The sequence below is a fragment of the Streptomyces sp. HSW2009 genome, assembly GCF_040240285.1.
In the GTDB taxonomy this organism is placed as follows: Bacteria; Actinomycetota; Actinomycetes; order Streptomycetales; family Streptomycetaceae; genus Streptomyces.
Genome location: NZ_JBEHZD010000053.1, coordinates 1 through 24,277 on the forward strand (window position 1 = coordinate 1; position 24,277 = coordinate 24,277).

The 24,277-nt window shown below is 73.9% G+C and carries 17 protein-coding genes; 14 read left to right on the forward strand and 3 right to left on the reverse strand.

The window, feature by feature from the left end; genetic code table 11:
• The coding region (locus AAHZ94_RS06900; RefSeq protein WP_349991401.1) for a hypothetical protein at positions 1–238 on the reverse strand (238 nt) is incomplete at its 3' end.
• A 214-nt stretch (positions 239–452) separates the two neighbouring features.
• On the reverse strand, positions 453–1,541 hold the full coding sequence (locus AAHZ94_RS06905) for an NAD-dependent epimerase/dehydratase family protein (RefSeq protein WP_349991403.1): 1,089 nt from the start codon (positions 1,539–1,541) through the stop codon (positions 453–455).
• A 99-nt stretch (positions 1,542–1,640) separates the two neighbouring features.
• Here AAHZ94_RS06905 and AAHZ94_RS06910 point away from each other — a divergent pair, with 99 nt between their 5' ends.
• Complete coding sequence (locus AAHZ94_RS06910) at positions 1,641–2,216, forward strand: TetR/AcrR family transcriptional regulator (RefSeq protein WP_349991405.1); 576 nt, start codon at positions 1,641–1,643, stop codon at positions 2,214–2,216.
• Positions 2,217–2,482: 266 nt separating this feature from the next.
• Here the strand turns inward: AAHZ94_RS06910 and AAHZ94_RS06915 are convergent, their stop codons facing one another.
• Entirely contained in the window at positions 2,483–3,127 is a 645-nt protein-coding gene (locus tag AAHZ94_RS06915) for a LysE family translocator (protein WP_349991407.1), read from the reverse strand.
• A gap of 1,909 nt (positions 3,128–5,036) precedes the next feature.
• On the opposite strand from AAHZ94_RS06915, the gene AAHZ94_RS06920 reads away from it, so the two are divergent.
• The 13 genes from AAHZ94_RS06920 to AAHZ94_RS06980 all read left to right on the forward strand — a co-directional run bounded on the left by AAHZ94_RS06920 (position 5,037) and on the right by AAHZ94_RS06980 (position 24,149).
• Positions 5,037–7,232: an AfsR/SARP family transcriptional regulator gene (locus tag AAHZ94_RS06920; protein ID WP_349991408.1), complete on the forward strand. Its 2,196-nt coding sequence runs from the start codon at positions 5,037–5,039 to the stop codon at positions 7,230–7,232.
• 184 nt (positions 7,233–7,416) lie between these two features.
• Positions 7,417–7,599: a hypothetical protein gene (locus AAHZ94_RS06925; protein ID WP_349991409.1), complete on the forward strand. Its 183-nt coding sequence runs from the start codon at positions 7,417–7,419 to the stop codon at positions 7,597–7,599.
• Positions 7,600–7,817: 218 nt separating this feature from the next.
• Positions 7,818–8,687 (forward strand): alpha/beta fold hydrolase, encoded by an 870-nt coding sequence (locus AAHZ94_RS06930; protein WP_349991411.1) that lies wholly within the window; start codon positions 7,818–7,820, stop codon positions 8,685–8,687.
• A 185-nt stretch (positions 8,688–8,872) separates the two neighbouring features.
• Positions 8,873–10,204, forward strand: a complete 1,332-nt coding sequence (locus tag AAHZ94_RS06935; protein ID WP_349991412.1) for an SDR family oxidoreductase — start codon at positions 8,873–8,875, stop codon at positions 10,202–10,204.
• 12 nt (positions 10,205–10,216) lie between these two features.
• Positions 10,217–10,504: a phosphopantetheine-binding protein gene (locus tag AAHZ94_RS06940; RefSeq protein ID WP_349991413.1), complete on the forward strand. Its 288-nt coding sequence runs from the start codon at positions 10,217–10,219 to the stop codon at positions 10,502–10,504.
• Positions 10,501–12,051, forward strand: coding sequence for an AMP-binding protein (locus AAHZ94_RS06945; RefSeq protein WP_349991414.1), 1,551 nt, complete (start codon positions 10,501–10,503; stop codon positions 12,049–12,051). Before AAHZ94_RS06940 ends, AAHZ94_RS06945 begins: the two co-directional genes overlap by 4 nt.
• 35 nt (positions 12,052–12,086) lie before the next feature.
• Positions 12,087–13,073 (forward strand): transglutaminase-like domain-containing protein, encoded by a 987-nt coding sequence (locus AAHZ94_RS06950; RefSeq protein ID WP_349991415.1) that lies wholly within the window; start codon positions 12,087–12,089, stop codon positions 13,071–13,073.
• Positions 13,074–13,145: 72 nt separating this feature from the next.
• Positions 13,146–15,377 (forward strand): MMPL family transporter, encoded by a 2,232-nt coding sequence (locus tag AAHZ94_RS06955; protein ID WP_349991416.1) that lies wholly within the window; start codon positions 13,146–13,148, stop codon positions 15,375–15,377.
• A gap of 166 nt (positions 15,378–15,543) precedes the next feature.
• Positions 15,544–15,819: a phosphopantetheine-binding protein gene (locus AAHZ94_RS06960; protein WP_349991417.1), complete on the forward strand. Its 276-nt coding sequence runs from the start codon at positions 15,544–15,546 to the stop codon at positions 15,817–15,819.
• The gene (locus AAHZ94_RS06965; protein ID WP_349991418.1) at positions 15,819–17,858 is read left to right on the forward strand and encodes a class I adenylate-forming enzyme family protein; all 2,040 of its coding nucleotides are present in this window, start codon (positions 15,819–15,821) and stop codon (positions 17,856–17,858) included. The genes AAHZ94_RS06960 and AAHZ94_RS06965 overlap by 1 nt, the downstream gene beginning before the upstream one ends.
• 5 nt (positions 17,859–17,863) lie before the next feature.
• Positions 17,864–19,597 (forward strand): FAD-dependent monooxygenase, encoded by a 1,734-nt coding sequence (locus AAHZ94_RS06970; protein WP_349991419.1) that lies wholly within the window; start codon positions 17,864–17,866, stop codon positions 19,595–19,597.
• A gap of 57 nt (positions 19,598–19,654) precedes the next feature.
• Positions 19,655–21,874, forward strand: a complete 2,220-nt coding sequence (locus tag AAHZ94_RS06975) for an anthranilate synthase component I (RefSeq protein WP_349991420.1) — start codon at positions 19,655–19,657, stop codon at positions 21,872–21,874.
• Between the two features lie 163 nt (positions 21,875–22,037).
• A complete protein-coding gene (locus AAHZ94_RS06980) occupies positions 22,038–24,149 on the forward strand; it encodes an FAD/NAD(P)-binding protein (protein ID WP_349991421.1) in 2,112 nt (703 codons plus the stop codon).
• Positions 24,150–24,277: the final 128 nt, after the last annotated feature.

The window sequence follows — 24,277 nt, forward strand, 5'->3', positions numbered from 1 at the left end:
CGAGCAGCCAGCGGATCTTGGGGCCGGCGAAGTAGGAGGCGAGCGGCAGGCCGGTCTCGCGGCGGAACCGGTCGGGGGGGGGGGGGGGGGGGGGGGGGGGGGGGGGCCCGGCGGGGGGGGGGGGGGGGGGGCCGGGGGGGGGGGGGGGGGGGGCGGGGGGGGGGGGGGGCCCGGGGCCGCCCCGACCCCGTGTCCGTATCGCGCAGCAGCCAGCAGCGGAAATAGGGACGCTCCTCACGCTACGGCCGACCACTGACAATGGGCTCCGAATCTTGGTCCGCGGGTAACTGGGGCCCCAGGTGTCACCCCGTCACCGGCGGTTCCGGCCGGCCGCCCCCCCCGCCGGCCTCCGTCCGGCCCCGGCACAGCCGCCCCCATCGGCCGGGCCCCGGCCCCGCGACGTACCCGGGCGTCACCCCGTACTCAGGCGTCACCCTGGCGGCCGTACGGACTCACGCCCGCGGCGACAGGGGGGCCAGCGCGCCCCGGTGGGCGGCGAGATGGTCGCGGAAGGTGCGGGGGGGGCGGCCGGTGAGGCGGGTGACGGTGTCGGTGACGCGGTCTTCGGCACCTGCGGCGATGGCGCCGTCGAGGTCCGCGAGGAACGCGGCGTAGGCCGGCGGGAGGTGGGCGGCGAGCCGGTCGCGCAGCTCGGGCACGCTGATCGGCGCGTGGCTGATCGGGCGGCCGGCGAACTCGCTCAGGACGGCGGCGGCCTCGGCGTAACTGAGTGCTTCGGGGCCGGTGACGACCAGGTCGGCGGCGGGTGGCGGGTCGGCGGTGAGGGCGTGTACGGCGACCGCCGCGATGTCGTCGGCGTCGACGAAGGCGACCCGGCCGGTGCCGGTCGCGGTGCTGAGCAGGCCGTCGCCGCGCCCGCGCGCGGCGTGCGGATGGCGGCCGGTGAAGTTCTGCATGAACCACGAGGGCCGCACGGCCGACCAGGTGTCGAAGAGTTCGCCGAGCGCGGCGTGCACCTGGCCGATCGCAGGGCCGCCGGCCGGCACCGCGGACGAGCTGAGCAGCACGGCCCGGCCCGCTCCCGCGGCCCGCGCCTGCCGGAGGAAGGGCAGCATCACCGGGAGGGGATCGGGTTCGCTCACCGGCGGCACCAGGTAGACGCGTTCGGCTCGGGCGAGGGCGGCGGTGAAGGTGGTGGGGTCGTACCAGTCGAAACGGACGGGCCTGGCGCGGGGCGGCGGCACGCTGCCGTGGGTGGGGGCGGTGCCGTCCGGCGGTGCGGTGGGTCGGTCGGGGCTGGCGCCGTCCGTGGGCGCGGGGGGCTGGTCGGGGCCCGCGCCTTCGGTGGGCGCGGCGGCGCCGCGGCTTGCGGCCGTGACGGGGTGGCCGAGTGCCAGCAGCCGCCGGGCGACGCGACTGCCGGTGGTGCCGGTGGCGCCGATGACCAAAGTGGCGCCCGCGGCGGTGGGGTGGGTGGCGGGGTGGGTGGTGCGGTGGTGTGCCGGGGTGCCCGATGGGTGCGGCTGGGGGTGGCCTGTGCCGGGGCGGTCGGGGTCCGCCGGGGGCTGGGGACCGGTCATCGACAGGGCTCCGTCCGATACGATGCGGACCGATGGTCCGGTTAAGTGTGGCGGGCCCGAATATATGGACCGGTGGTCCGTTTCGCAAGGGGAGAGGCCGTGGTCGTACGCAAGGAGCGCGCGGACGCCGTGCGCAACCGGGAGGCGGTGTTGGCGGCGGCCGGGGAGCTCTTCGCCCGCAGCGCCAGTCCGCGCAGCGTCTCCATGGATGACGTGGCGGCTGCCGCAGGCGTCGGCAAGGGCACGCTCTTCCGGCGGTTCGGCGACCGGACGGGGCTGGTCCACGCCCTGGTGGCGGCCAGGATGGAGCCGCTGCGGCGGGCCGTGCTTGAGGGACCGCCGCCGCTCGGTCCCACGGGCGAGCCGCGCGAGCGGGCCGTGGCGCTGCTCGTCGCCGTGGTGGAGGGCAAGTTGGAGCACCGCCACCTGATGCTGGCCCTGGAGGAGCCGGGCAGCACGAGCCCGTACCAGGTCGAGCACTACGCCTGGTGGCACACCACCCTCCGGGACATCCTGCGCGCCATCCCCGACCTGCCCGAACCCGACTACACGGCGCACGCCCTGCTGGCCGCGGTCCGGGCTGACCTGGTGGAGCACCTGGTCGCGGCGGAGGGGCTGACGCCCGACCAGCTCAAGACCCGGCTGACGGCCTTCGTGCGGCGGGTGTTGGGGTAGGGGCCTGCGGCCTGTGCTCGGGGCGTGGGAGTGGGTGTGGTGGCGGTGTGCGGGGGCGCGGCACGCGCGCGTAGCGGGAGTTGGGTTGGGCGGGCGCGCGGGTGCGGGAGTCTCGTCCCGGCTCCCCGTGGGCGGCGCCGGGGCGGTCGCGGCGCGCGCGTAAGGGAGCGCGTGAGCGAGTGGGGTTGGCGGGCGCGCGCGGGCGGGGAGTCGTCGGCCGCCCGTACGCGGCGCGGTGTGCGCCCGTACGCGGGAGGCGCGCGGTGTCAGTCGGAACGGCCGGTGGCCGCCGCCGTGATGCCGAGGCCGATCATCGCGGCGCCGCCTGCCCCGCCGATCAGTGAGAGCCGCCGTTCCGAGCGGGCGAACCAGTCGCGGGCCGCCGCCGCGAGCAGCCCCCACAGGGTGTCCGTGACCAGGCCGATGCCGATCGGGACCAGGCCGAGGAGCAGCATCTGGGCGGGGAGTCCGCCGGCGGCGCGGTCGGTGAACTGGGGGAGTACGGCGGCGAAGAAGACGATGCCCTTCGGGTTGGTGACGCCCACCACGATGCCGTCGATGACCGTGCGCAGGTCGCCGTGGGCCGCCGGCGCCGGCGCCGCCTCGGTGTGCACGCTGAGTTCGCCGCGGTGCCGGAACGCCTGTACGCCGAGGAAGACGAGGTAGCCGGCGCCCGCCAGCTTCACGGTGACGAAGACCGCGGCCGACTGTTCCACCAGCGAGCCGATGCCGAGGGCGACGGCCACCACCAGGAGGTACGAGCCGATGACGTTGCCGCACACGGTGGCGAGCGCGGTGCGCCGCCCGTGGGCCAGCGCGCGGCCGATCACGAAGAGCACGCTCGGCCCGGGCACCGCGGTCACCAGCAGCGACATCACGGCAAAGGCGAGCAAACGATCGGCGGACACCATGTCCTCACCCCCTGCGGATCATTGAAGCAGCCGCCCGGCCTTGCGGCGGTGCGGTCCGTGCGGTCCGCACGGTCCTCGCGGTCCGTGGGGCGGCGGCGCGCTGGGCGGAGCGGAGTGGAGTGGGGGCGTCGGCTGCCGGCAGCCCGGTGGGGCGTGCGCCGGCGCGTTAGGTGTCCGGTGCCGGGGTGGGGCGCGGGTGACCGGAGCGGGGTGGGGGACGCGGGCCGGTGCCGGCCGCCCCGCTGCCGTGCGGCGGCCGTCGTCATTCCGTCAGGATTTCCCGCTGCATTCTTCCGGCGGGGGGTCCTCATTCCCGACGGCCGATGTCAGTGCGGACCGGTAGCGTGGTGGTACGCCATCGGACGGCGGCGGGCGTACGGGTGCCCCGGTGGCGTATAGCGGGAAAGTCGAGTCGGTATGCGGGCCGACCCGATGTGACGCCCAGTCAGTATGTGGATGCTCTATGAACTCTGCTGATGCGCGCTGGAGTTCGCCGTGCGGCGTCGGGGGGTTGGCCACGGGCTGGGCGTCCGTCTCGCTATCGGCGTCATGAATGGCGGAGTGGGGGAATAATGTTTCCGTGCGGGGGCGATGCGGCCCGCGGGCGCGATATCAAGAGTTTTTCTTCGGCGCTTTAGGGGGGGTTTAGGGGGTTGACGCAATCGATGGAAGATCTCCGGTCCGAAACGTCGGTCCGGCGGGGTGATGTGCCGTCGTTGGGCTTCCCCGTCGCTCCCCGCCCTGGCCCGATCTGGCTGCTTCTTGAATAATTGACGCCCCGTGATAAACGGGCTGGGGCGTACTGGCCCATTCGGGGCGGTTTTTCGCTTTCCGCGTTGGGTGAGTCGACAACGCCGGTACGGGGCGGGCGCGGGCCTCTCGCTGGGCGCGGCGGACGGGGCGGCGGGCCCGGTGGCGGGGTGCCCTGGGGCGGTCCGGAGCCGTGTGCGGCCAGGTGGGGGCGGTCTGTTGGGTGGACTGAGTGGCCGACCGCGGGCCGGTCGGTGGCCGCGCGCCGGGTGGCCGGGACGCCCTGGTCGGACGTGGGGGCCGGGCCCGGTGCGGGCGGCGGGCGGCGGTGAATTGCACGCAGCTCGACGTACTCCCGCGCCGGCTATGCCGCAGTTCGCTGTGCCGATCCTCACACCCGCCGGTGAACTCGGGTGGCAGCCGTATGTCCCGCCAATGAACACGGCGTTGACCGGCGCGAAGGAAGATCATGCGGCGGGAAACGCCATGGAATCCGGCAGCCTCGTATGCCATGATTCACCGGCGCGACGCACTGGGTGCGATCCAACCGGTCAGGAAAGTGCCGGGATCGCTGGAGATTGACTCGTCAGCAGGAGACATGGAGGGTCCGCGGATGCGTGTCGCCGCACCGAGCGTGCGCCGTTCTCCAATCTCCCTTTCTCCCTCGCCAGGCGCCGGCAAGTGCCGTTGCTCAGCAGGCCCGTACGCCCCAAAAGACCCACGTGCCAAGCAGTGGACGACGCGCATCGCGCAAGGGCCCGGTGGTCGTCTCCGTGAAGTGCCGGCGGCATTTCTGTCAGGCGCCTTGCGGCTCTTATGGCAAGGCCGCCCGAGGCAACGGCAAATTCCTGCTAGTGGCCCGATTTCGATTGCCCTCCTGCGGCCGTCACCCCCGCCCCGTACGGTCGGCCCCATGAGCTCCCGGCCAGCCCGTCCGCGGTTAGCGGAACGCACCCCGACGGGGCGCGCGGGCGCGCTTCGCCCCTCGTGCGCCCCGGGCGGCGAGGCGGCGGCGGAGCGCACGCAGGCACCCGGAGCCACGAGGTTCGGCCCCACCCCCACCCGCCCCCCTGCGGCCCGGCGCTCCGCCGTCGCCGGACGGGCTCCGCCGCGCTGAGCCGCGGGGACAAGTCGCCCCGCCCGCCGCAGTCGGAAAGCCATGCGCGATGACAACGCAACCACGGGGGAGAACATGAAGGACGGCGCGCTGCCCAGTACGAGTCCGATCGATACCGAGGCATCGGCACTGCGCATCGGGGTGCTCGGTCCGATGGAGGTCAGAGAGCGGGGCGAGAACCGCACACCGTCGGCGCCCATGGCCCGGCGCGCGCTGGCCGTGCTGCTCATCCACGCCAACCGGCTGGTGACCACATCGGCGCTGATCGAAGAGTTGTGGGAGGACGAACCGCCCCGGCTGGCCCGTAAGACCGTACAGACCTACGTCTACCAACTGCGCCGCGCGCTCCAGAGCGCGTCGGGACCCACCGACCGGCTGGAGACCGGCCCCAACGGCTACCGGATCAACCTGCTGGTGGACGAGCTCGACCTGTGGGAGTTCGAGCGGCGCGTCACCCAGGCCAGGCGGGCGCTCGGCAAGGGGGACGCGCTGAGCGTGGTGGCCACCTTGCGGTCGGCGCTCGCGCTGTGGCGCGGCGACCCGTTCGCCGGCCTGGAGGCGGGCCCGGTGCTCGCCGCCCGCATCACCCAGATCTCCGAGGCCCGGATCAGCGCGCTCGAACTGCGCATCGAGGCCGAGTTGCAGCTCGGCCGGCACCGCAGCCTGCTGGGCGAACTGCGGCAGCTCACCGCGGCGCACCCGGTGCACGAGGAGTTCACGGCCCAGTTGATGCGCGCCGCCTACCGCGCCGACCAGCGCAGCATGGCGCTCGACGCCTTCACCCGGCTGCGCCGCAGCCTCGTCGAAGACCTCGGCATCGACCCCTCCGAGCGGCTCCAGAAGCTCCAGTGGGACGTGCTCAACGAGACGTTGGAGAGCGGCCAGCCGCCGCTGCGGCCCGAGTCAGCGGCGCTCGCCGCCCCGCTCGCCGCGCAGTCGCCCGTGGCGGCGCAGCCCGCCCCGGCGCCGCCGGCTGGCACGGGTGCCACAGCCGCGCTGTCCGCACCGGCCGCGCCTGGCCTGCCCGCCGTACCCGCCATGCCTGGCATGTCCGGCATGTCTGCCGTACCCGGCGCGCCCCTCGTGTCCCAGCAGGCCCTGGCACCCCACGCCGTCCCGCCCCACACCCTCCCGCTTCCGCAGGCCCCGGCCGCCGTGCCCCGGGCGCCCGCGCAACTGCCGGCCGACACCGCCGACTTCACCGGCCGGCGGGCGGCCATCGCCCGCCTCGACGCGCTGGCCAGGCCCGACGGCACGGCCCGCACCGCGCCCCGGCTGGTGACCCTGCTCGGCGGCGCGGGCACCGGCAAGACCGCGCTCGCCGTACGCGCCGCACACGCCCTGCGCGAGCACTTCCCCGACGGGCAGCTCTACGCGCGCCTGCACGACGACGCCGACGCGCCGGTACGGCCCGCCGGCGTGCTGCGCGCCCTGCTGCGTGACCTCGGGCACCCGGTGTCCGACCTGCCGGGTGAAACCGCCGAACTCGCCCGCATCTTCCGCAACTGGAGTGCGGGCCGGCGCCTGCTGGTGCTCCTCGACGACGCCACCTCGGCGGACCAGGTCACCCCGCTGCTGCCCGGCGGGCCCGAGTGCACCGTGCTGATCACTTCCCGGGTGCGGCTGCCGGGGTTGCCGGGCGCCGCCACCGTCGAGGTCGGCCCGATGGAGACCGACGAGGCCGCCGAACTCTTCGCCGCGCGGGCCGGCCGGGACCGGGGCGGCGCCGACTCCGCCGTCGCCCGCCAGGTGGTGCGGCTGACCGGCAACCTGCCGCTCGCGGTGCGCGCAGCCGGCGAGAAGCTGGCCGCACGGCCCATGTGGTCGGTCACCGACCTCGCTGCCAGATTGGCCGAAGAAGACCACCGCATCGCCCAGTTGCGCACCGGATCGTTCGACGTCGTGGCCCGCCTTGCCGGGGCTTGCGCGCGCCTTGACCAGACCGCGTACCAGGCGCTCGCGCTGCTCTCGGCCGCCGGCGGCGAACCCTTCACCATCGCCCGGGCCGCCACCGTGCTCGGGGTGGACACCTGGACCGCGGAAATGCTGGTCGGACAGCTTCTCGACCACTGCGTCGCAGAGCTGTGCCCGGACGGCGCACAGGCCGTCCCGCTGTTCCGCATCCCCGTCCTGACCCGCCTGGCGGTGCCCGTGCACGAGCCGGCGACCGCCGCGCTGCACGTCCTTCCCGGGGCGCGGGACCGGGCCGTGGTGGCCGCCGCAGGTACCTCGGCGTAAGTCAACCCCTAACCGTTCGACGGCCCTTTTCCACGCCTTGAACGCGCCTTGGCCGCCGGCCACCAGGATCTTTCCCGGAGCGTTCGAACACCAGCTCCGACGTGCCCGGCCCGCCGGCCGTGCGCCGACCCGCAACGACGCGGCACGCGCACCGGAGTGGGCGGGGCAGAAAAGGGGGTGCCCCATGGGACACAGCGGATGGCCGCTCGTTCCCGCAGGGCTTGACGTGGAGGTCGTCGCAGCGGGCCACGGGGACATCAGCGGATGTCGCTTCGAGGTGCACTGCGTGACCGACGACGCCGTGGACCCCGCGCCCGCCGGGGGCCGCTTCGACGCGCCCCACGGCGGGCGGGAGTCCCGCCGCTAGCGGTCCCGCCAGGGCCGGGCGGCCCGAGGCGATCTGGGCCCCGCCCGGCGACAGCCGCGGCACGGCCCGGGACGCACGGCACGACCCAACGCACCTCACCCGGCGGCCGATACGGCGGCCGAGGTGGCGGCCCCGCCCTGCGGCGGCCCGGCCGGGCCCCACCGGGCGCACCCCACGCACCCGCGCACTCGTGCACTGACAACAGAGGACGGACCAACATGGCAGATCTGGAGTTCGGGCAACTCGACGTCCGGTACGCCGACCACGAGACCCTGGCGCTCGACGGCGGCGTGGAGCTGACGTACGAGGTGCGCGGTGAAGGCCCCGCGGTCACCATGCTCAACAACTTCGCCATGGTCAGCCCGTTCTGGCACGGGTTCACCACCCAGCTCGAAGACGACTTCAAGCTGATCAGCTACGACCTGCGCAACCAGGGCAACTCCAAGCCCGGCACGGAGAAGGTGCGCTTCGTCGACCACGTCGAGGACCTCAAGGCCCTCCTCGACCACCTCGGCGTCGAGAAGACGTACCTGATCGGCACCTCCATCTCCACCCTGATCGTGCGCGACTTCGCGCTGAAGTACCCCGAGCGCGTCGCCGGCCTGGTGCTCGTCGGCCCCGCGTTCTCGCCCAACGGCGGGCTGCGCCGCCAGCTCGTCACCCGCTCCTGGGTGGCGAGCCTGGACTCCGGCGGCATCCCGCAGTTCTTCAACCACCTGTACGCCATGTCGTTCTGTGACCAGACCATCAACGGCGGTGGGCTGCCCGCCTTCCTGGCGCTGCGCGACAGCTTCGCCTCGCTCTTCACCGTCGAGGGCATCAAGGAGAACTTCCTCGCCTCCCTCGAACTGGACGACAACCCGGAGCTGCTGGGCCAGCTCTCCGCGCCGACCCTGCTGATCCTCGGCGACGGCGACTTCTCCTGGAGCGAGTCGGTCGTCGAAGACGCACTGGCCCGCATCCCCAACTCGCGCGCCGTGACCCTGGCCCGCGCCGGTCACGTGCCCTTCTTCGACGACCCGGAGGGCTTCCAGAAGGCCACCGGCGCCTTCCTGCGCGAACTGGTGGCGGCCGACCAGCAGGGCTGATCCGCACCCGGCGGGGAGCGGGCCGGCCCACACCGCCCGCCCGGCGCGCACCGGGGCACCACCCCCTGACCCGCGTGCCCCGGGCGCGGCCCGCTCCCCCCGCCGCACCACCGCGACCGAACCGACAGTCACCGCCGTCACGAGCGGGCTGCCTGAGCTGTCAAAACCCCCTGGGAGTAGTACTCATGACGATCCGTCTGCTGACCGGTGCCACCGGCTTCGTCGGCGGTACCGTGGTCCTGGAACTGCTGGAGCGCACCGAGGGCGTCATCTACGCCATGGTCCGCGGCAGTGACGACGAGGTAGCACTCAAGCGTCTGCACGAGGCGCTGACCGGCCTGGCCGAAGGCTACGGCCGCCCCGACCTGGTGCCCGCCATCGAGGAGCGCACCCGGGCCATCTGCGGCGACATGACCGTGCCCGGCGGCGGCGTGGACCTCACCACCGCGCCCAAGGTCGACGAGCTGTGGCACTGCGCGGCCTCCCTGCGGTACGAGGAGGAGTACCGCGAGGAGATCGAGGCGCAGAACATCGGCGGCACCCGCAACATCCTGCAACTCGCCCAGGACCTCGGCGCCAGCACCTTCAACTACGTCAGCACCTCGTACGTGGCCGGCGCCCAGCGCGGCCTGATCTACGAGGAGCGCGCCACCGACACCGAGGTGGCCAACAACAGCTACGAGCGCTCCAAGATCCAGGCCGAGGCGCTGGTCCTGGAGGCCGCCGACCGGATGCGCATCCGGGTGCTGCGCCCCAGCATCGTCATCGGGCACAGCGTCACCCGGCACGGCATCAACTGGTCCGGCATGTACGGCTTCGCCCGGCAGGTGCTGCTCTTCAAGCGGATCGCGGGCCGCCGGCTCGGCGTCGAGATGCTGCCCGACACGCAGGTGCGGTTGCAGGCCGACCCGGAGTCCCGGCTGAACTTCGTACCGGTGGACATGGTCGCCCGCAACGCGGTCTCCATCGCGCTCTCCGACTCCCCGGAGACCTTCTTCCACCTGGCCAACGCCGAACAGCCGACGACCAGCGACATCATCACCACGGTCATGGACCTGATCGGCCTGCCCAGCCCCGTCTGGGCCTCGGACACCACCGGCTTCTCGCCCGTCGACGAGATCTTCGACAAGGGCATGGACTTCTACCGGCCGCACATGAAGAACAGCAAGGCGTTCGACCTGACCCACACCGACGCGGTGTGCGGCGCGGACGCCTCCCGTGCCCCGATGGGCATCGAGGACCTGGCCGAGTACGTCCTCTACTTCCTGCGCCAGCAGCGCGGCTTCGACGAGGGCGCGGGGGGGGGGGGGGGGGGGGGGGGGGGGGGGGGGGGGGGGGGGGGGGGGGGGGGGGGGGGCGGGGGGGGGGGGGGGCGGGGGGGGGGGGGGGGGCGGGGCGGGGGGGGGGGGGGGGGGGGGGGGGGGCGGGCGGGGGGGGGGCCCCCCCCCCCCCGCGGGCCCCCCCCCCCCCCCCCACACCCCGTATCACCCGAGCCTGCCAGCACATGCGGGCAGTGAATGGAGGACCCAATGCACAGCCCGGAAGCCGTGGCGGAGAAGCTGCGCACCCTGCTGGAGGACATCGTCGGTGGCGCCGTACCGCTGGACGAGCCGGGCGCCCGCACGGTGCCGCTGTGGAACCTCGGCCTGACGTCCACCGGTTTCATGCGCCTGCTCGACGCGATCGACGAGCACTTCGGCGTCGAGTGGGACCTGCTCGACTCGGTCGACGCCGTCTCCTCGTTCGACAACCTCGTCGCGCACATCGCGGCCGAGCCCGACACCCGGGCGGCCGTCCGCGAAGGGGCCGACCAATGAGCCGCCGCACCATGGCGCTGGCCACCGCGCCCGCCGAGGCCGCCCGCCGCCACCCCGGCGCCGCCCTCTACCTGGACCGGCCGCGGGACCTGTTCCCGGCGGCCGGCGTCGAGCTCAGCTTCGTGGACTTCCGGGACCGGGTGGACGAGGCCGCCGGGCTGCTCGCCGCGGCCGGCGTCGCCGCCGGCGGCCGGGTCGTCATCGTCAAGCAGCCCAACTTCGACGTGCCGCTGCTCGCCTTCGCCTGCGCCCGGATCGGCGCCGTGCCGGTCCTGGTGCACGACGCGGTCGGCACCGCGTCGCTGGGTTCCCTGGCCCGTACCGCAGAGCCCGTCGCGATCCTCACCGACGCCACGACCGAGGCCGCGGGCACCCTGGACGAGGTGCCGGCCGACCTCGCGCCGCGCTGGTACGTGGGGGCCGCGGGCGCGCACGGCCGCTCGCTCGGCGAGCTGACGCCGACCGCGCTGCCCGCGCCGACCGTCCCGCCGCAGGACGCGCCCGAACTCGTCACGCACAGCTCGGGCACCACCGGGGTGCCCAAGCTGGTCGTGCACTCGGTGGCGAGCTTCGCCGGGCACGCCAAGCCGCAGGTCATGATCGGCCGGGTGCTGCGCGTGAAGGACCCGCTGCTGATGTGCCTGTCGCCGGTGCACGCGCGCAGCATGTCCGGGATGCTCGCCATCCTCGCGCTCGGCGTGCCGCTCGGCTTCATGGTCGACCCCGCGCCGGCCAACGCCGCGGCCATGATGGCCCGGGTCCGCCCCGGCCTCCTGGAGACCGTGCCCAACGTCTTCATCCGCTGGGAGGAGGTGGCCGAGGAGAAGCCGGAACTCTTCGCCGGCGTACGGATGTTCCTCAGCTCCTTCGACGCGGCGCACCCGCGGACCATCAACACCCTGCTGCGCGTCGCCAAGCCCAAGGCCCGCTACCTCCAGGCGTACGGCCAGTCGGAGACCGGCCCGGTCACCGTCAAGCTGCACAAGCTCGGCGGCGGCTGCGAGGACGGCCGCTGCGTGGGCAAGCCGGTCATCGGACACACCAAGATCCGGATCTTCGACGAGGACGGCACCACCCGGCTCGGCAAGGAGACCTCCGGCGCGATCTACGCCCGTTCCGGCGGCATCACGCCCAGCTACATCGGCTACCCCGATCAGCGGCAGAACGGCTGGTGGGCGATGGGTGACTACGGCCTGATCAGCAAGAAGGGCTGTCTGCACCTGTACGACCGGCTGGTGGACCGGGGCTCCGGCGTGGACAGCCTGCTGGCCGCCGAGGACCACATCCTGGAGAGCGTCCCGCAGCTCACCGAGGCCGTGCTGATCCCGGTCGACGACGGGCTGCCGGTGCCGCTGGTGTGCACCCGCGGCGACCTGCCGCTGGATCCCGTCGCCTGGGCCAACGCCACCAAGGAACTGCCGCCGCTGGCGGACCCGGTGCACTGCACCTGGGACGCCATCCCGCACACCGCCACCTGGAAGGTCAAGCGGCTTGAGGTCGCACGCCGGCTCGCCGCCGGTGAGCTGACCAGGCTCGCGGATCGGTAAAGCGCACCACACGTGCACCAAAGGAGCCAGGAAAGATGACCACCGACCAACGGAACGCGGCGGGCGACCCGCTGGCCTCGCGGCTGACCGCCATGAAGCGCGGCGTGGAGAAGATGATTCCGGTCCCCGCCGAGCACCGGGTCTCCGCGCTCGGCGTGTCCGAGGCGGCCCACCAACTCGGCTGTGACAAACACCTGGTGGAGCTGCTGGTGGCGGCCGGGCTGCCGGCCGAGGAGACGGCGCAGGGCCCGCGGTTCGACTACCACGACGTGATGAACCTGGGCCTCCAGTCCGGCACCGGGCGGTCGGTGGCCGAACTCGGCGAGCGCTCCTGCATGCGGCTGGCCGCCGGCAAGCCGGAGAGTTGGACGGCGGCGCGCAACTGGCGGGTGCGGCTGACCGCCTCCGTCGAAGGCGCCCCCGACACGGTGGTCGCCCCCCTGCCGCCGGCCCCCAAGGTGCTCGGCGGCGAACTCCTCGACTGGCAGCCCGACATCGACGGACCCGGCACCGCCGAGGCCCGCCTGACCACCCGCGGCACCGTGGACAGCCCGCGCACCGACGCCGTGCGCGAGATCCACGACCAGCTCCTGGACGAACTGGCCACCGGCGTCTACCAGTACGGCTGGATTCCCGCCTCGCTGCGCGCCCAGCCGCGCGCGGCGCTCGGGCACCGGATGGCCGACTGCGTCGTCTCGGCCTGGCTGATGCACCAGCGCGCCCAGGAAGCCGGGCTCCGCGCCCGTACCCGCAAGGGCTTCCTGCTCGGCCTCATCGGCGTCGAACACGCCTGGATCGAGGTGCAGGAGGAGGGCCGCTGGCTGGTGCTCGACCCGGTGCTCGCCTATCTCGGCGGACGCCAGCGCAACACCGCCCCGGAGTTCGCCGACTTCTGCCGCGGCTCCGTCCACAACCGGGTGCTCGCCTGGGACCGGACGGCCGAAGAGCCACTGGCCGATCACGTCTCTGCCAATGGTGAGCGAATTCTGGTCGACTGCCGCCCGCTGCCACTGGCCGACTGATCTGATCATCACCGACACACCCTCACCGGAACCGAATCGGCCGGTTCCGAAAGCTCCACACTGGAGGATCCGATGTTCAACAAGCTGGCGGCGCTGGCGACCGGACGCAGAAAGCTGGTGCTGATTCTGTGCCTGCTTTTCTGCGTGGTCGCCGGAGGGTTAGGCGGCAGCGTTTCGAGCAAGCTGTCGTCGGGCGGCTACGAGGTGCCGGACGCGGAATCGACCAAGGCGAGCAAGGCGCTGACCGACCGCTTCGGCACCGGCGAGCCCAACCTGGTGCTGCTGGTGAAGACCCCCAAGGGCGCCGACCAAGCGGAGACCGCGCGCAAGGGTGCCGAGCTCACCAAGAAGCTCAGCGACGAGCCCGGCGTCCAATCGGCCGGCTCCTACTGGACGCTGGGCAAGGACCCCTCGCTGCGCAGCGAGAAATCCGACTCCGCACTCGTCCTGGCCCACCTGGAGGGCGACGAGGACGAGGTGGAGGACCACCTGGAGAAGCTGCTCCCGCACTACGAGGACGGCGCCGCAGGGCTTGACGTCCTCTTCGGCGGCCGGGCTGAGGCGTACCGGGAGTTGAACGTCCAAACGCAGGACGACCTGATCCTCGCCGAAACCATCGCGTTGCCCATTACCCTGCTCCTGCTGATTCTCATATTCCGCGGCGTCATCGCAGCGTTGTTGCCGCTCGCCCTGGGAATTGTGTCCATCATCGGTGCGATGTTGGTGTTGCAGATCCTCGTCTCGTTCACCGACGTTTCGGTGTTCGCGATGAATATGACGACGGGGCTCGGTCTCGGCCTCGGCATCGACTACAGCCTCTTTGTGGTCAGCCGATACCGAGAAGAACTCGGAAAGGGCGCAACGGTCGAGGAAGCCGTCGCCACGAGCATCAAGACGGCGGGTCGTACGGTGCTGTACTCGGCCATCACCGTCATTCTGTCGCTCTCCGCCCTGCTGCTGTTCCCCATGTACTTCCTGCGGTCCTTCGCCTACGCCGGAATCGCCGTCGTCGCCTTCGCCGCGATCTCCACCCTGGTGATGCTGCCGGCGCTGCTCGCGGTGATCGGGTCGCGCATCAACAAGTGGTCGTGGACCAAGCAGCGGACCAAGTCCGTCGAGGACGGTTTCTGGCACAAGGTCGCCACCAAGGTGATGCGCCGCCCGATTCCGTTCGCCTCCGGCGTCGTGGTCGTCCTTCTCGTGCTCGGCGGCCCGTTCCTCGGCATCAGCTTCAACCTCGCCGACGAGCGCGCCCTGCCGAAGGACGCCGAGGCGCACCGGGTCAACACCGCGCTCTCGCAGGACTACACGGCCCGCGAGATGGAGCCGGTGATGGTCGTCGCCGAGGGCTTGGGCGACCCGAGCGCCAAGACGACCGAGATCGGCGACTACGCCACGGCGCTCTCCCAACTCGACAACGTCGCCCGGGTAGACGCGCTGACCGGCTCGTACGCCAAGGGCCGCCAGGTCAGTCAGGCCACCAAGGAATCAGCCCGGTACGCGGGCGAGGACGGCACTTGGCTGTCGGTGGTGCCCAGCGTCGGCTCCTACAGCGACGAGGGACAGGACGTGGTGCGCGACGTGCGCGCGGCCAGTGCCCCCTTCGACGTCAAGGTGGGCGGCGCCGGCCCCGCGTTCCGCGACACCATGGACTCGCTCGGGGACCGGCTGCCCTACAGCATCGCGCTGATCGCCGTCTCCACCTTCGTCCTGCTGTTCCTGCTGACCGGCAGCGTCCTGGTGCCCATCAAGGCGCTGGTGCTCAACCTGCTCAGCCTGACCGCCACCTTCGGCGCCATGGTCTGGATCTTCCAGGAAGGGCACTTGCAGTGGCTGGTGGGTGACTTCACGGTCACCGGCGGCATCGTGGCCACCACGCCGATCATGATGTTCTGCGTGGCGTTCGGCCTCTCCATGGACTATGAAGTCTTCCTCCTCTCGCGCATCAAGGAGGAGTACGACCTGACCGGTGACAACACCCGCTCCGTGGCGCTGGGCCTGGAGCGCACCGGCGGCATCGTCACCGCTGCCGCCGTGCTCGTGGCGACGGTCTTCCTGTCCTTCGTCATCTCCGGCATCACGTACATGAAGATCCTTGGCCTCGGCATGGCGCTGGCCGTGATCATGGACGCGACCCTGGTGCGGGGTGTGCTCGTGCCGGCCTTCATGCGCCTGGCCGGCAAGTGGAACTGGTGGGCCCCGGGCCCGCTGGCCAGCCTGCACCGGCGCTTCGGGCTCAAGGAGGGCGGCGAGGCTGCCCCGGCCCGGGCCGCGGCGCCCCCCACGTCGGACGTCGGCAGCTAAACCGCAGCGCCAGCGCGTGCCCGAGCGGCGGCGAGGTCCAGCCATGACCCACGGGCCCCGCCGCCCGCATCGGCGTACGCCGGCGCCCACCGCCCCACCGCCGCCGCGCACCCGGCGCCCACCACCCGCACCGCCCGCACCACCCGCACACCACGAGGGGAAAGCCGTGACCGACCAGCTCACGCCGGGTCATCGACTGCTGCTCGAATTCATCGACCTGCCGGAACTGCTCGACTCCGTCGGCCGCGACGCGGACCTGACCGCGGCCGGTCTGAACTCCGGCGACCTGATCCGGTTGGCCCTGGCCATCGAGGACCGCACCGGCGACCCGCTGGCGGACGAGGAGTTGGCCGAGCTGCACACGCTGGACGGCATCGACCGGGTGCTCACCGCCCGGGCCGTCGCCGGCGCCCCGCTGGCCCCCGGCGGGGAGACCGGCTGATGTGGACGGCCCACCTCGTCCGGCGGCACCGGCAGCAGCGCCCCGACGCGCTGGCCGTGGTCGCCGGCGAGCGCGCGCTGAGCTGGCGCGAACTGGACGCGCGGACCGACGCGTTGGCCAGCGCGCTGCTCGACCGCGGCGTGCGGCGCGGCGAGCGGATCGTGGTCAGCTCGCCCAACCGCGCCGAGGTGCTTGAGCTCTACCTCGCCGCGGGCAAGGCGGGCGTCATCGTCTGCCCGGTCAACCACACCTTCCCGGCGCCCGAGGTCGCGCACGTGATCGGCAACGTCGAGCCGGTCGGCGTCTTCGCCGAACAGGCCGTGCTCGACCGGCTCGGGGAAGCGTTCGGCACCGGCTGGCGGGTCGCGCTCGGCTCGCCCGCGTACGAGGCGATGGCCAGCGGCCCGGCCCGGCTGCTGGCGCTGCCCCGGCAGGACGACGTGTACGCGATCCTGCACACCTCGGCCACCACGGGGCTGGCCAAGGGCGTCACCGTCACCCACCGTTCGATCTCCGCCTGCTACACCGGCATGGCCGCCGAACTCGGCCTCGGGCCGCACGACGTGATGGTCAACCCGTGCCCGCTGTTCCACGGCAGCATGGTCATCGGCCTCGCCGTGCTCGCCGCCGGCGGCACCCTCGTACTGGAGCGGGAGTTCGCGCCACAGCGGTTCCTGGCCGACGTGGCCGCGCACCGCGCCACCCGCGCCTTCCTGGTGCCGGCCATGGTCCGCTTCGCGCTGCGCACCAGGGCGTTCGAGACCACCGACCTGTCCAGCCTGACCGACGTGATGTTCGGCGGCGCGCCGATGCCGGACGAGGTGCTGTACGAGGCGCTCGCGCGCTTCCCGTGCCCGCTGCGCAGCATCTACGGCATCACCGAGGGCGGCGGCCCGATCGCCACCATGCTCTTCGAACCGGCCCAGTTGAACGGCGACACCGACGGCGCGGACGAGCTGCGGCTGCGCTCGGCCGGCCGGATGCTGCCCGGCTGCCACATCGAGATCCACGACCGCGCCGGCCACCGGGTGCCGCCCGGCGAGATCGGCGAGCTGTGCGTGCGCGGCGACGGGCGGATGGTCGGCTACTGGCGCAACGAGGCCGCGACCGCCGAGGTCGTCCGGGACGGCTGGCTGCACACCGGCGACGTCGCGTACGCGGACCCGGACGGCTTCCTCTACCTCGTCGACCGGCTCGGCGACGTGCTCATCAGGGGCGGCCAGAACGTCTATCCGGCCGAGGTCGAGCGGGTCCTCGCGGCCCAGCCCGGGGTGCGCGACGTGGCCGTGGTCGGCGCGCCGTCCGCGGAGTGGGGCGAGGTGCCGGTGGCCTTCGTCGCGGCCACCGACCCCGCTCCGCAGGCGGCCCCGCTGCTCACCGCGTGCGTGGCCGAACTCGCCAGCTACAAGCGGCCGGTACGCGTCGTCTTCGTGCCCGAGATCCCGCGCAGCACGGCGGGCAAGGTGCTGCGGCGGGTCCTGCGCGCGCAACTGGCGGGCGGACCGACCGCCCCACGGACCGGCCTGCCGGCCGACCGGCCGACTGACGTGCGGGCCGACCCCGCCCCGCTGGCCGCCCCCGCACCGCCGGTTGCCCCCGCCCTGCCGGCCGACCGGCCCGCCGCCGCGGAACCTGATCAGGACGGCCCTCGTAGGGATCGGGCGCGTACGGACGAGGCGCGTACCGACCGGCCACGCGCGGACCGGCCGCCCGCCGACCAACCGCCCACCGATCAGCCGCGTACGGGCCCGTCGCGTACGGACGAGGCGCGTACCGACCAGCCACCTGCGGACCGGTCCCAGCCGGGCCGGCAGAGCACAGTCCGGCCGAACACGGACCAGGCGAACCCGGACCAGCCGCAGCCGGGCCACGCGCGAGCGAACCCATCACAGACGAACCAGCCGGTCACGGACCGGTCGGCGGGCGGTCAACCGGCCGTGCCCAGTACCGAGGGCGCCCCGACGGGCGGCGCCGCACCACACACGAGCGGGGACGGCGGCGCGGCCGTGCCGCCCGCCGCCCCGGCCAAGGGGGTATGAGGACGATGCGCGTTGCATGCGTGGGCGCCGGACCCGGCGGGCTGATGCTCGCCCTCCTGCTGCGCCGCTACGGCAACCACGAGGTCGACGTCTACGAACGCAGCCCCGCCGACGCCACGTTCGGCTTCGGCGTGGTCTTCTCCCGGCTCAGCCTGGCCCGGCTGCGGCAGGCCGCGCCCGACGTGGTCGCCGCCCTGCTCGACCAGGGCGCCCGCTGGGACGACGTGGAGGTACGGCGCGACGGCCGCGGCGTGCGTTCCTCGGGGCACGGCTTCGCCGCCGTCGAGCGGCGCGCCCTGCTGCTCAGCCTCCAGGAGTTGGCCCGCTCCTCCGGCGCCCGGCTGCACCACAACACCGAGGTCGACGCCACCGACCTGCTGGACCGCTACGACGTGGTGGTGGCGGCCGACGGCGCCGGCAGCCGCACCCGCGCCGCCCACCGCGACCAGTGGGGCGCCCGGCAGGTCACCGGCGCCAGCCGGTACGCCTGGTTCGGCGTGGAGCGCGCCTTCGACGCCATGACCTTCCTGTTCGCCGACGGCGGGCACGGCCCGGTCGGCGCGCACGTCTACCCGTACACCGCCGACAAGTCGACCTTCCTGGTGGAGATCAGCGGCGAGACCTTCGCCGCCGGCGGCTTCACCGACGGGCACACCCAGCCGCCCGGCTGGAACGACGAGCAGGCCATGGAGTACTGCGCCAAGGTCTTCGCCGACGATCTGGCGGGCGCCAAGCTGATCGGCAACGGCTCGCGCTGGCTGACGTTCTCGCACATCGACGCCGACCGCTGGTCGCACGGGCGCCTGGTGGGCATCGGCGACGCCGTGCACACCGCCCACTTCTCCGTCGGCTCCGGCACCACCATGGCCCTGGAGGACGCCGCCGAACTCGCCCGCTGCCTGCACGCGGCGGCCGAGGCCGGCGGCCCCGTCGAGCCGGCGCTCGCCGCGTACGAGAAGGCCCGCAGGCCCATCGTGGAAGGCATCCAGCGGGCCGCCTGGGCCAGCCGGCGGATGTGGGAGCGGCAGGAGGACCACGCGGGCCTTGACGTGGGCACGCTGATGCTGCGGCTGCTCAGCCGCAGCGGCCAGTCGCCGGCCGACCTGCTGCTCCGGCTCGACAAGGGGCTCGCCGAGCGCTGCGGCCACGACTGGACCGCCAAGCCGGCCGGGCCGGTGCCTGCACTGGTCGCCGCGGGTGGCACGGCAGGGCCGGATGACGTCCTGCTGGTCGCCGCGGCCGACGCGCCGGCCGCGCCGCCGCACCAGGTCACCACCGTGGTGCTCGAACCGGACGCCGCCGACCACACCCTGCCGGCCCCCGACGTGCTGGCGCAGCAGGTGGCGGCCTGGCGCGCCGCGGCGCCCGGCGTGCGGGTCGGGGTGCTGGTGCGGGCCACCGCGCCCGCCGAGGAGCCGGTGGCAGCGGCCGTCGCCGCGGTGGCCGCCCTGGTGCGCGCCGTGGACCTCGACGTGGTCGCGGTCGCCCCCGGCGGCGGGGGGGGGGGGGGGGGGCCCCCCCCGCGGGGGGGCGGGGGGGGGCCCCCGGGGGGGGGGGGGGCCCCCCCGGGGGGGGGCCCCGCGGCCGACAACCGCGCCGCCCAGATGGCGCTGAGCGAGCGGGTCCGCGCCGTCACCGACACCCCCACCGCGTACGTGTGCCCGCCGGCCGAACTCAGTCAGGGCTGGACCCATGTGCAGGCGGCCCGCGCGGACTTCGTATGGACCGCGAGCGCGTGAGCCGGTGACCGAATCGGGGTGCCGCAGCGGCACCCCGGCCTTGAAAGGAGCGGGGAGATGACCCTGCTGGAGACCGCCGGGTCAGCCGCGGCGCAGGGCGCGGAGACCATCCGGTGGACCACGCCCGCCGGCGTGGAGGTCGTCCGCACCACCGAGTACGTCGGCAGTGCGGCGGCCACCCGCACGGTGCTCGAAGACGCGCTGTGCCACCGCCGCGGGCTGCTCCAGTTCCGGGACGGCGACCGGGCGGTCGGCTACCTCGACCCGCCGGTGGAGGTCACCGCGTCCGGCGCGGAGGTCACCTTCCGGGCGCTGGGCCCGCGCGGCCGGGTGCTGCTGCCGGTGCTCGGCGCCCGGCTCGGCGGCGTGCCCTCGCTCACCGACCTCAGCCAGGACGAGGACCGGGTGCGGGTGGTGGGCGCGCCGCCCGGCGGCCTGTTCGCCGAGGAGGACCGCACCCGGCAGGTCGGCGTGTTCGCCGCGGTGCGGGCTCTGGTCGACGCGCTGGCCGGCCCCGATCCGCTGCTCGGCCTGTACGGCGCGTTCGGCTACGACCTGATCTTCCAGGTCGACCCGATGGAGCAGCACCAGCGGCGCACCCCGGGCGACCGTGACCTGGTGCTGCACCTGCCGGACGCGCTGTACGAACTCGACCTGCACAGCGACGAGGCGGTCCGCCACCACTACGAGTTCCGCACCCCGGCCGGCAGCACCGAAGGGTTGGAACGCACCACCCCCACCTGCCCGTTCGCGCCCGGCCCACCGCCCGCCAGGGAACGGGACCTGGAGGTGGGCGAGTACGCCAGGGTGGTGGACGCGGCCATGCCGCTGTTCCGCTCCGGCGCCCTCTTCGAGGCCGTGCCCGGGCAGGTCTTCCACCGCTCGGTCAGTGCCACCCCGGCCCAGCTCTTCCGCCGGCTGCGGCACCGCCACCCGGCGCCCCGCAGTCTGCTGATGAACCTCGCCGACGGGGAGTTCCTGGTCGGCGCCTCGCCGGAGACCTTCGTCCGGGTCCGCCACACCATCGGCACCGAAGGCACCCGCACGCTCGTGGAGTCGACGCCGATCAGCGGCACCATCCGGCGCGGCGGCAACGCCCTGGAGGACGCCGAGCACATCAGGACGCTGCTCAACTCGGCCAAGGACGAGAACGAGCTCACCATGTGCACCGACGTGGACCGGGGCGACAAGTACCGGGTGTGCGTCTCCGGCACCGTACGGGTCACCGCCAGGCGCCGCATCGAGATGTACTCCAGCCTCATCCACACCGTCGACCACGTGGAGGGCGAACTGCGGCCCGGTCTCGACGCGTTGGACGCGCTGGCCACCCATCTGTGGGCGGTCACCGTCACCGGGGCGCCCAAGCTGGCCGCGGTCGAGTTCATCGCGCGGCACGAGCGCGCGCCGCGCCGCTGGTACGGCGGCGCGGTCGGCCGGGTCGGCTTCGACGGCGGCCTGGACACGGCGCTGACGCTGCGCACCATCGAGGTGCGGGACGGGGTGGCCACCGTACGGGTGGGCGCCACGCTGCTGCACGACTCGCGGCCCGAGGACGAGGAGCAGGAGACCGAGCTCAAGGCGAAGGTGCTGCTCGACGTGCTCGCCGACAGCGTCGACCGGCCGGTGGCCAGGCCGCACGTGCGCCAGGCGCCGGGGGAGGGGCACCGCGTCCTCATCGTCGACCACCGCGACTCGTTCGTGCACTGCCTGGCCGGCTACTTCCGGGAGACCGGCGCGCAGGTGGAGACCTACCGCAGCGGCGGGCACCTGCCGTTGCTCGCCGAGCGGCGGCCCGACCTGGTGGTGCTCTCGCCCGGCCCCGGCGCCCCGGCCGACTTCGCCACCGCCGCCACGCTCGCCGAGGCCGAGCGGCTCGGCATCCCCGCCTTCGGCGTCTGCCTCGGGCTCCAGGGCCTGGTCGAGTACTTCGGCGGCCAACTGGCCACACTGCCCACACCGGTGCACGGCAAGCGCTCGCGCATCCTGCGCACCACCACCGACTCGCTCCTCCTGGACGGTCTGCCGCCGGCCTTCGAAGCCGGCCGCTACCACTCGCTGTACGCCGTGCCCGAGTGGCTGCCCGAGCAGTTGAAGGTCACCGCGACCACCGAGGAGGGCCGGGTGGCGATGGCTGTGGAGGCGCCCGAACGGGGCTTCGCCGCCGTGCAGTTCCACCCGGAGTCGATCCTGTCCGTCGCCGGCCGCACCGGCCGCACCGTCATCGCCAACGCGGTCACCCACCTGATGCGCCGCACCCCGCAACGGGCCGGCCGATGACCCACCCCCACGGCCCGCACGCGCCGCGCCGCCCACGACTCCCCGTACGCCGTCCCGCACGGCCGTCGGACTGCGGCGCGTCCGCCCCGCCACGCCGCCACCAGCCATCCCCCGGCACCACCGCACCTGGGCACCTCCACTCCAACCGGCAGGACGGACACGCATGACCGCCAGTCACCAAGTCGTGTGCGTAGTAGGCGCGGGGCCTCGTGGCCTCTCCGTGCTAGAGCGCCTCTGCGCCGCCGCGCGCACCACGCTCCGCGGCACCCGGCTCCACATCCACCTCGTCGACCCGCACCCACCGGGTCCCGGCAGCGTCTGGCGCGTCGACCAGTCGCGCCACCTGTTGATGAACACCGTCGCCAGCCAGATATCGCTGTTCACCGACGACACCGTCGAACTGCGCGGGCCGCTGGAGCCGGGCCCGAGCCTGTACGAGTGGGCGCAGCGGCTGCTGGCCCCCGGCGGCGAGGCGGAGTGCGGCGCCGACGCGTACCAAGAGGTCACCCTCGCCGAGGCGCGTGGGCTCGGACCCGACTCGTATCCCACCCGTGCCTTCTACGGGCAGTACCTGACCTGGGTCTACCAGCGGATCGTGGCCGGCGCCCCGGACGCGGTGACCATCACCGCGCACGCCAGCCGGGCGGTCGCCCTCGCCGACGAGGGCCCGAGCGCGGACCCGGGCACCGACCCCGGCGCCGGCATGGGCGCAGGCCGGGACGCCGGCACCACCACCGGCACCCCGCGGCAGCGCCTCACCCTCGCCGACGGCACCGAACTCGCCGACCTGGACGCGGTGGTGCTCGCCCTCGGCCACCTGCCCGCCGAGCCGACCCCGGCCGAACGCGCACTGGCCGCCGACGCCGCCACCCACGGCCTCGGCTACCTCCCGCCGGCCAACCCCGCCGACGTCGACCTGAGCGCGCTGGCGGCCGGCGAAACGGTGCTGCTGCGCGGCCTCGGGCTGAACTTCTTCGACTACCAGACCCTGCTGACCGCGGGCCGCGGCGGCACCTTCGAGCGGGTCGAAGGGAGGCTGGTCTACCGCCCGTCGGGCCGCGAACCGCGCCTGGTCGCCGGCTCCCGCCGGGGCATCCCGTACCAGGCCCGCGGCGAGAACGAGAAGGGCCCGCACGGCCGGCACGAGCCGCTGCTGCTCACCCCGGAGCGGATCGCCGAGCTCCAGCGCCGCGCCGCGGACGGTACGGGGCTCGACTTCCGCACCGAGGTGTGGCCGCTGGTCGCCAAGGAGGCCGAGGCCGTCTACTACGGCGCGCTGCTCACCGCCCGCGGCCGGGCCGACGACGCCGCGGCGTTCCGCACGGAGTACCTGGCGCAGCCGTGGAACAGCGCGCAGGAGTCGCAGACCCTGGACGGCTACGGGATCGCCGGCGCCGACCGGCTGGACTGGGACGCCATCGCCCACCCCTACCGCGACCAGGAGTTCAGCGGGCCCGAGCAGTTCACGAAGTGGCTGCTCGACCAGTTGCGGCAGGACGTGGCCGAGGCCCGCCGCGGCAATGTGAGCGGCCCGCTGAAGGCGGCCCTCGACGTACTGCGCGACCTGCGCAACGAGATCCGGCTGGTGGTGGACCACGCCCGGCTGCACGGCGGCAGCCACCGCGACGACCTGGACCGCTGGTACACGCCGCTCAACGCCTTCCTCTCCATCGGCCCGCCCGCCCGGCGCACCGAGGAGATGGTGGCGCTGATCGAGGCCGGGGTGCTCACCGTGCTCGGCCCCGGGATGCGCCTCACGGCCGGCGCGGACGGCTATCTGGCCACATCGCCCGAGGTGCCGGGGTCCGAGGTGGCCGCCCGCTGGCTGATCGAGGCCAGGCTGCCCGACATCACGCTGGCCCGCACCGGTGACGCGCTGCTGCGCGGACTTAAGGAGAGCGGCCAGTGCCGGGCGCACCGGATCGGCACCAAGGACGGCGGCTGGTACGTCACCGACGGGCTGGCCGTCACCGCCCGCCCGTTCCACCTGCTGGACGCCGCGGATCGGGCGCACCCGCGCCGGTTCGCGTTCGGGGTGCCCACCGAGGCCGTGCACTGGGTCACCGCCGCCGGCATCAGACCCGGCGTCAACTCGGTGACGCTCACCGACTCCGACGCCAGCGCGCTGGCCGCGCTGGCCTGCGGCGTCGAGCCGGCCACCGACCCGGCGCCGGGGCCCGCCCGCGGCCCGGGCCATGCCGCGGGCCGCCTGCCCGGCACCGGCCCGGGCCCCGAACCCACCGCGCAGGCCGACCTCAACCCCAGCCCGGCCTGAGCAACCCCGGAGGCCCCCCACCGCGGGGGGGGGGGGGCGCGGCGGCGCCCCCCCCCCCGCCCCCCGGGGCCCCGGGGGGGGGGGGCGCCCCCGGGGGGGGGGGGGGGTTTTAAAAAAAGCAAGGCAGC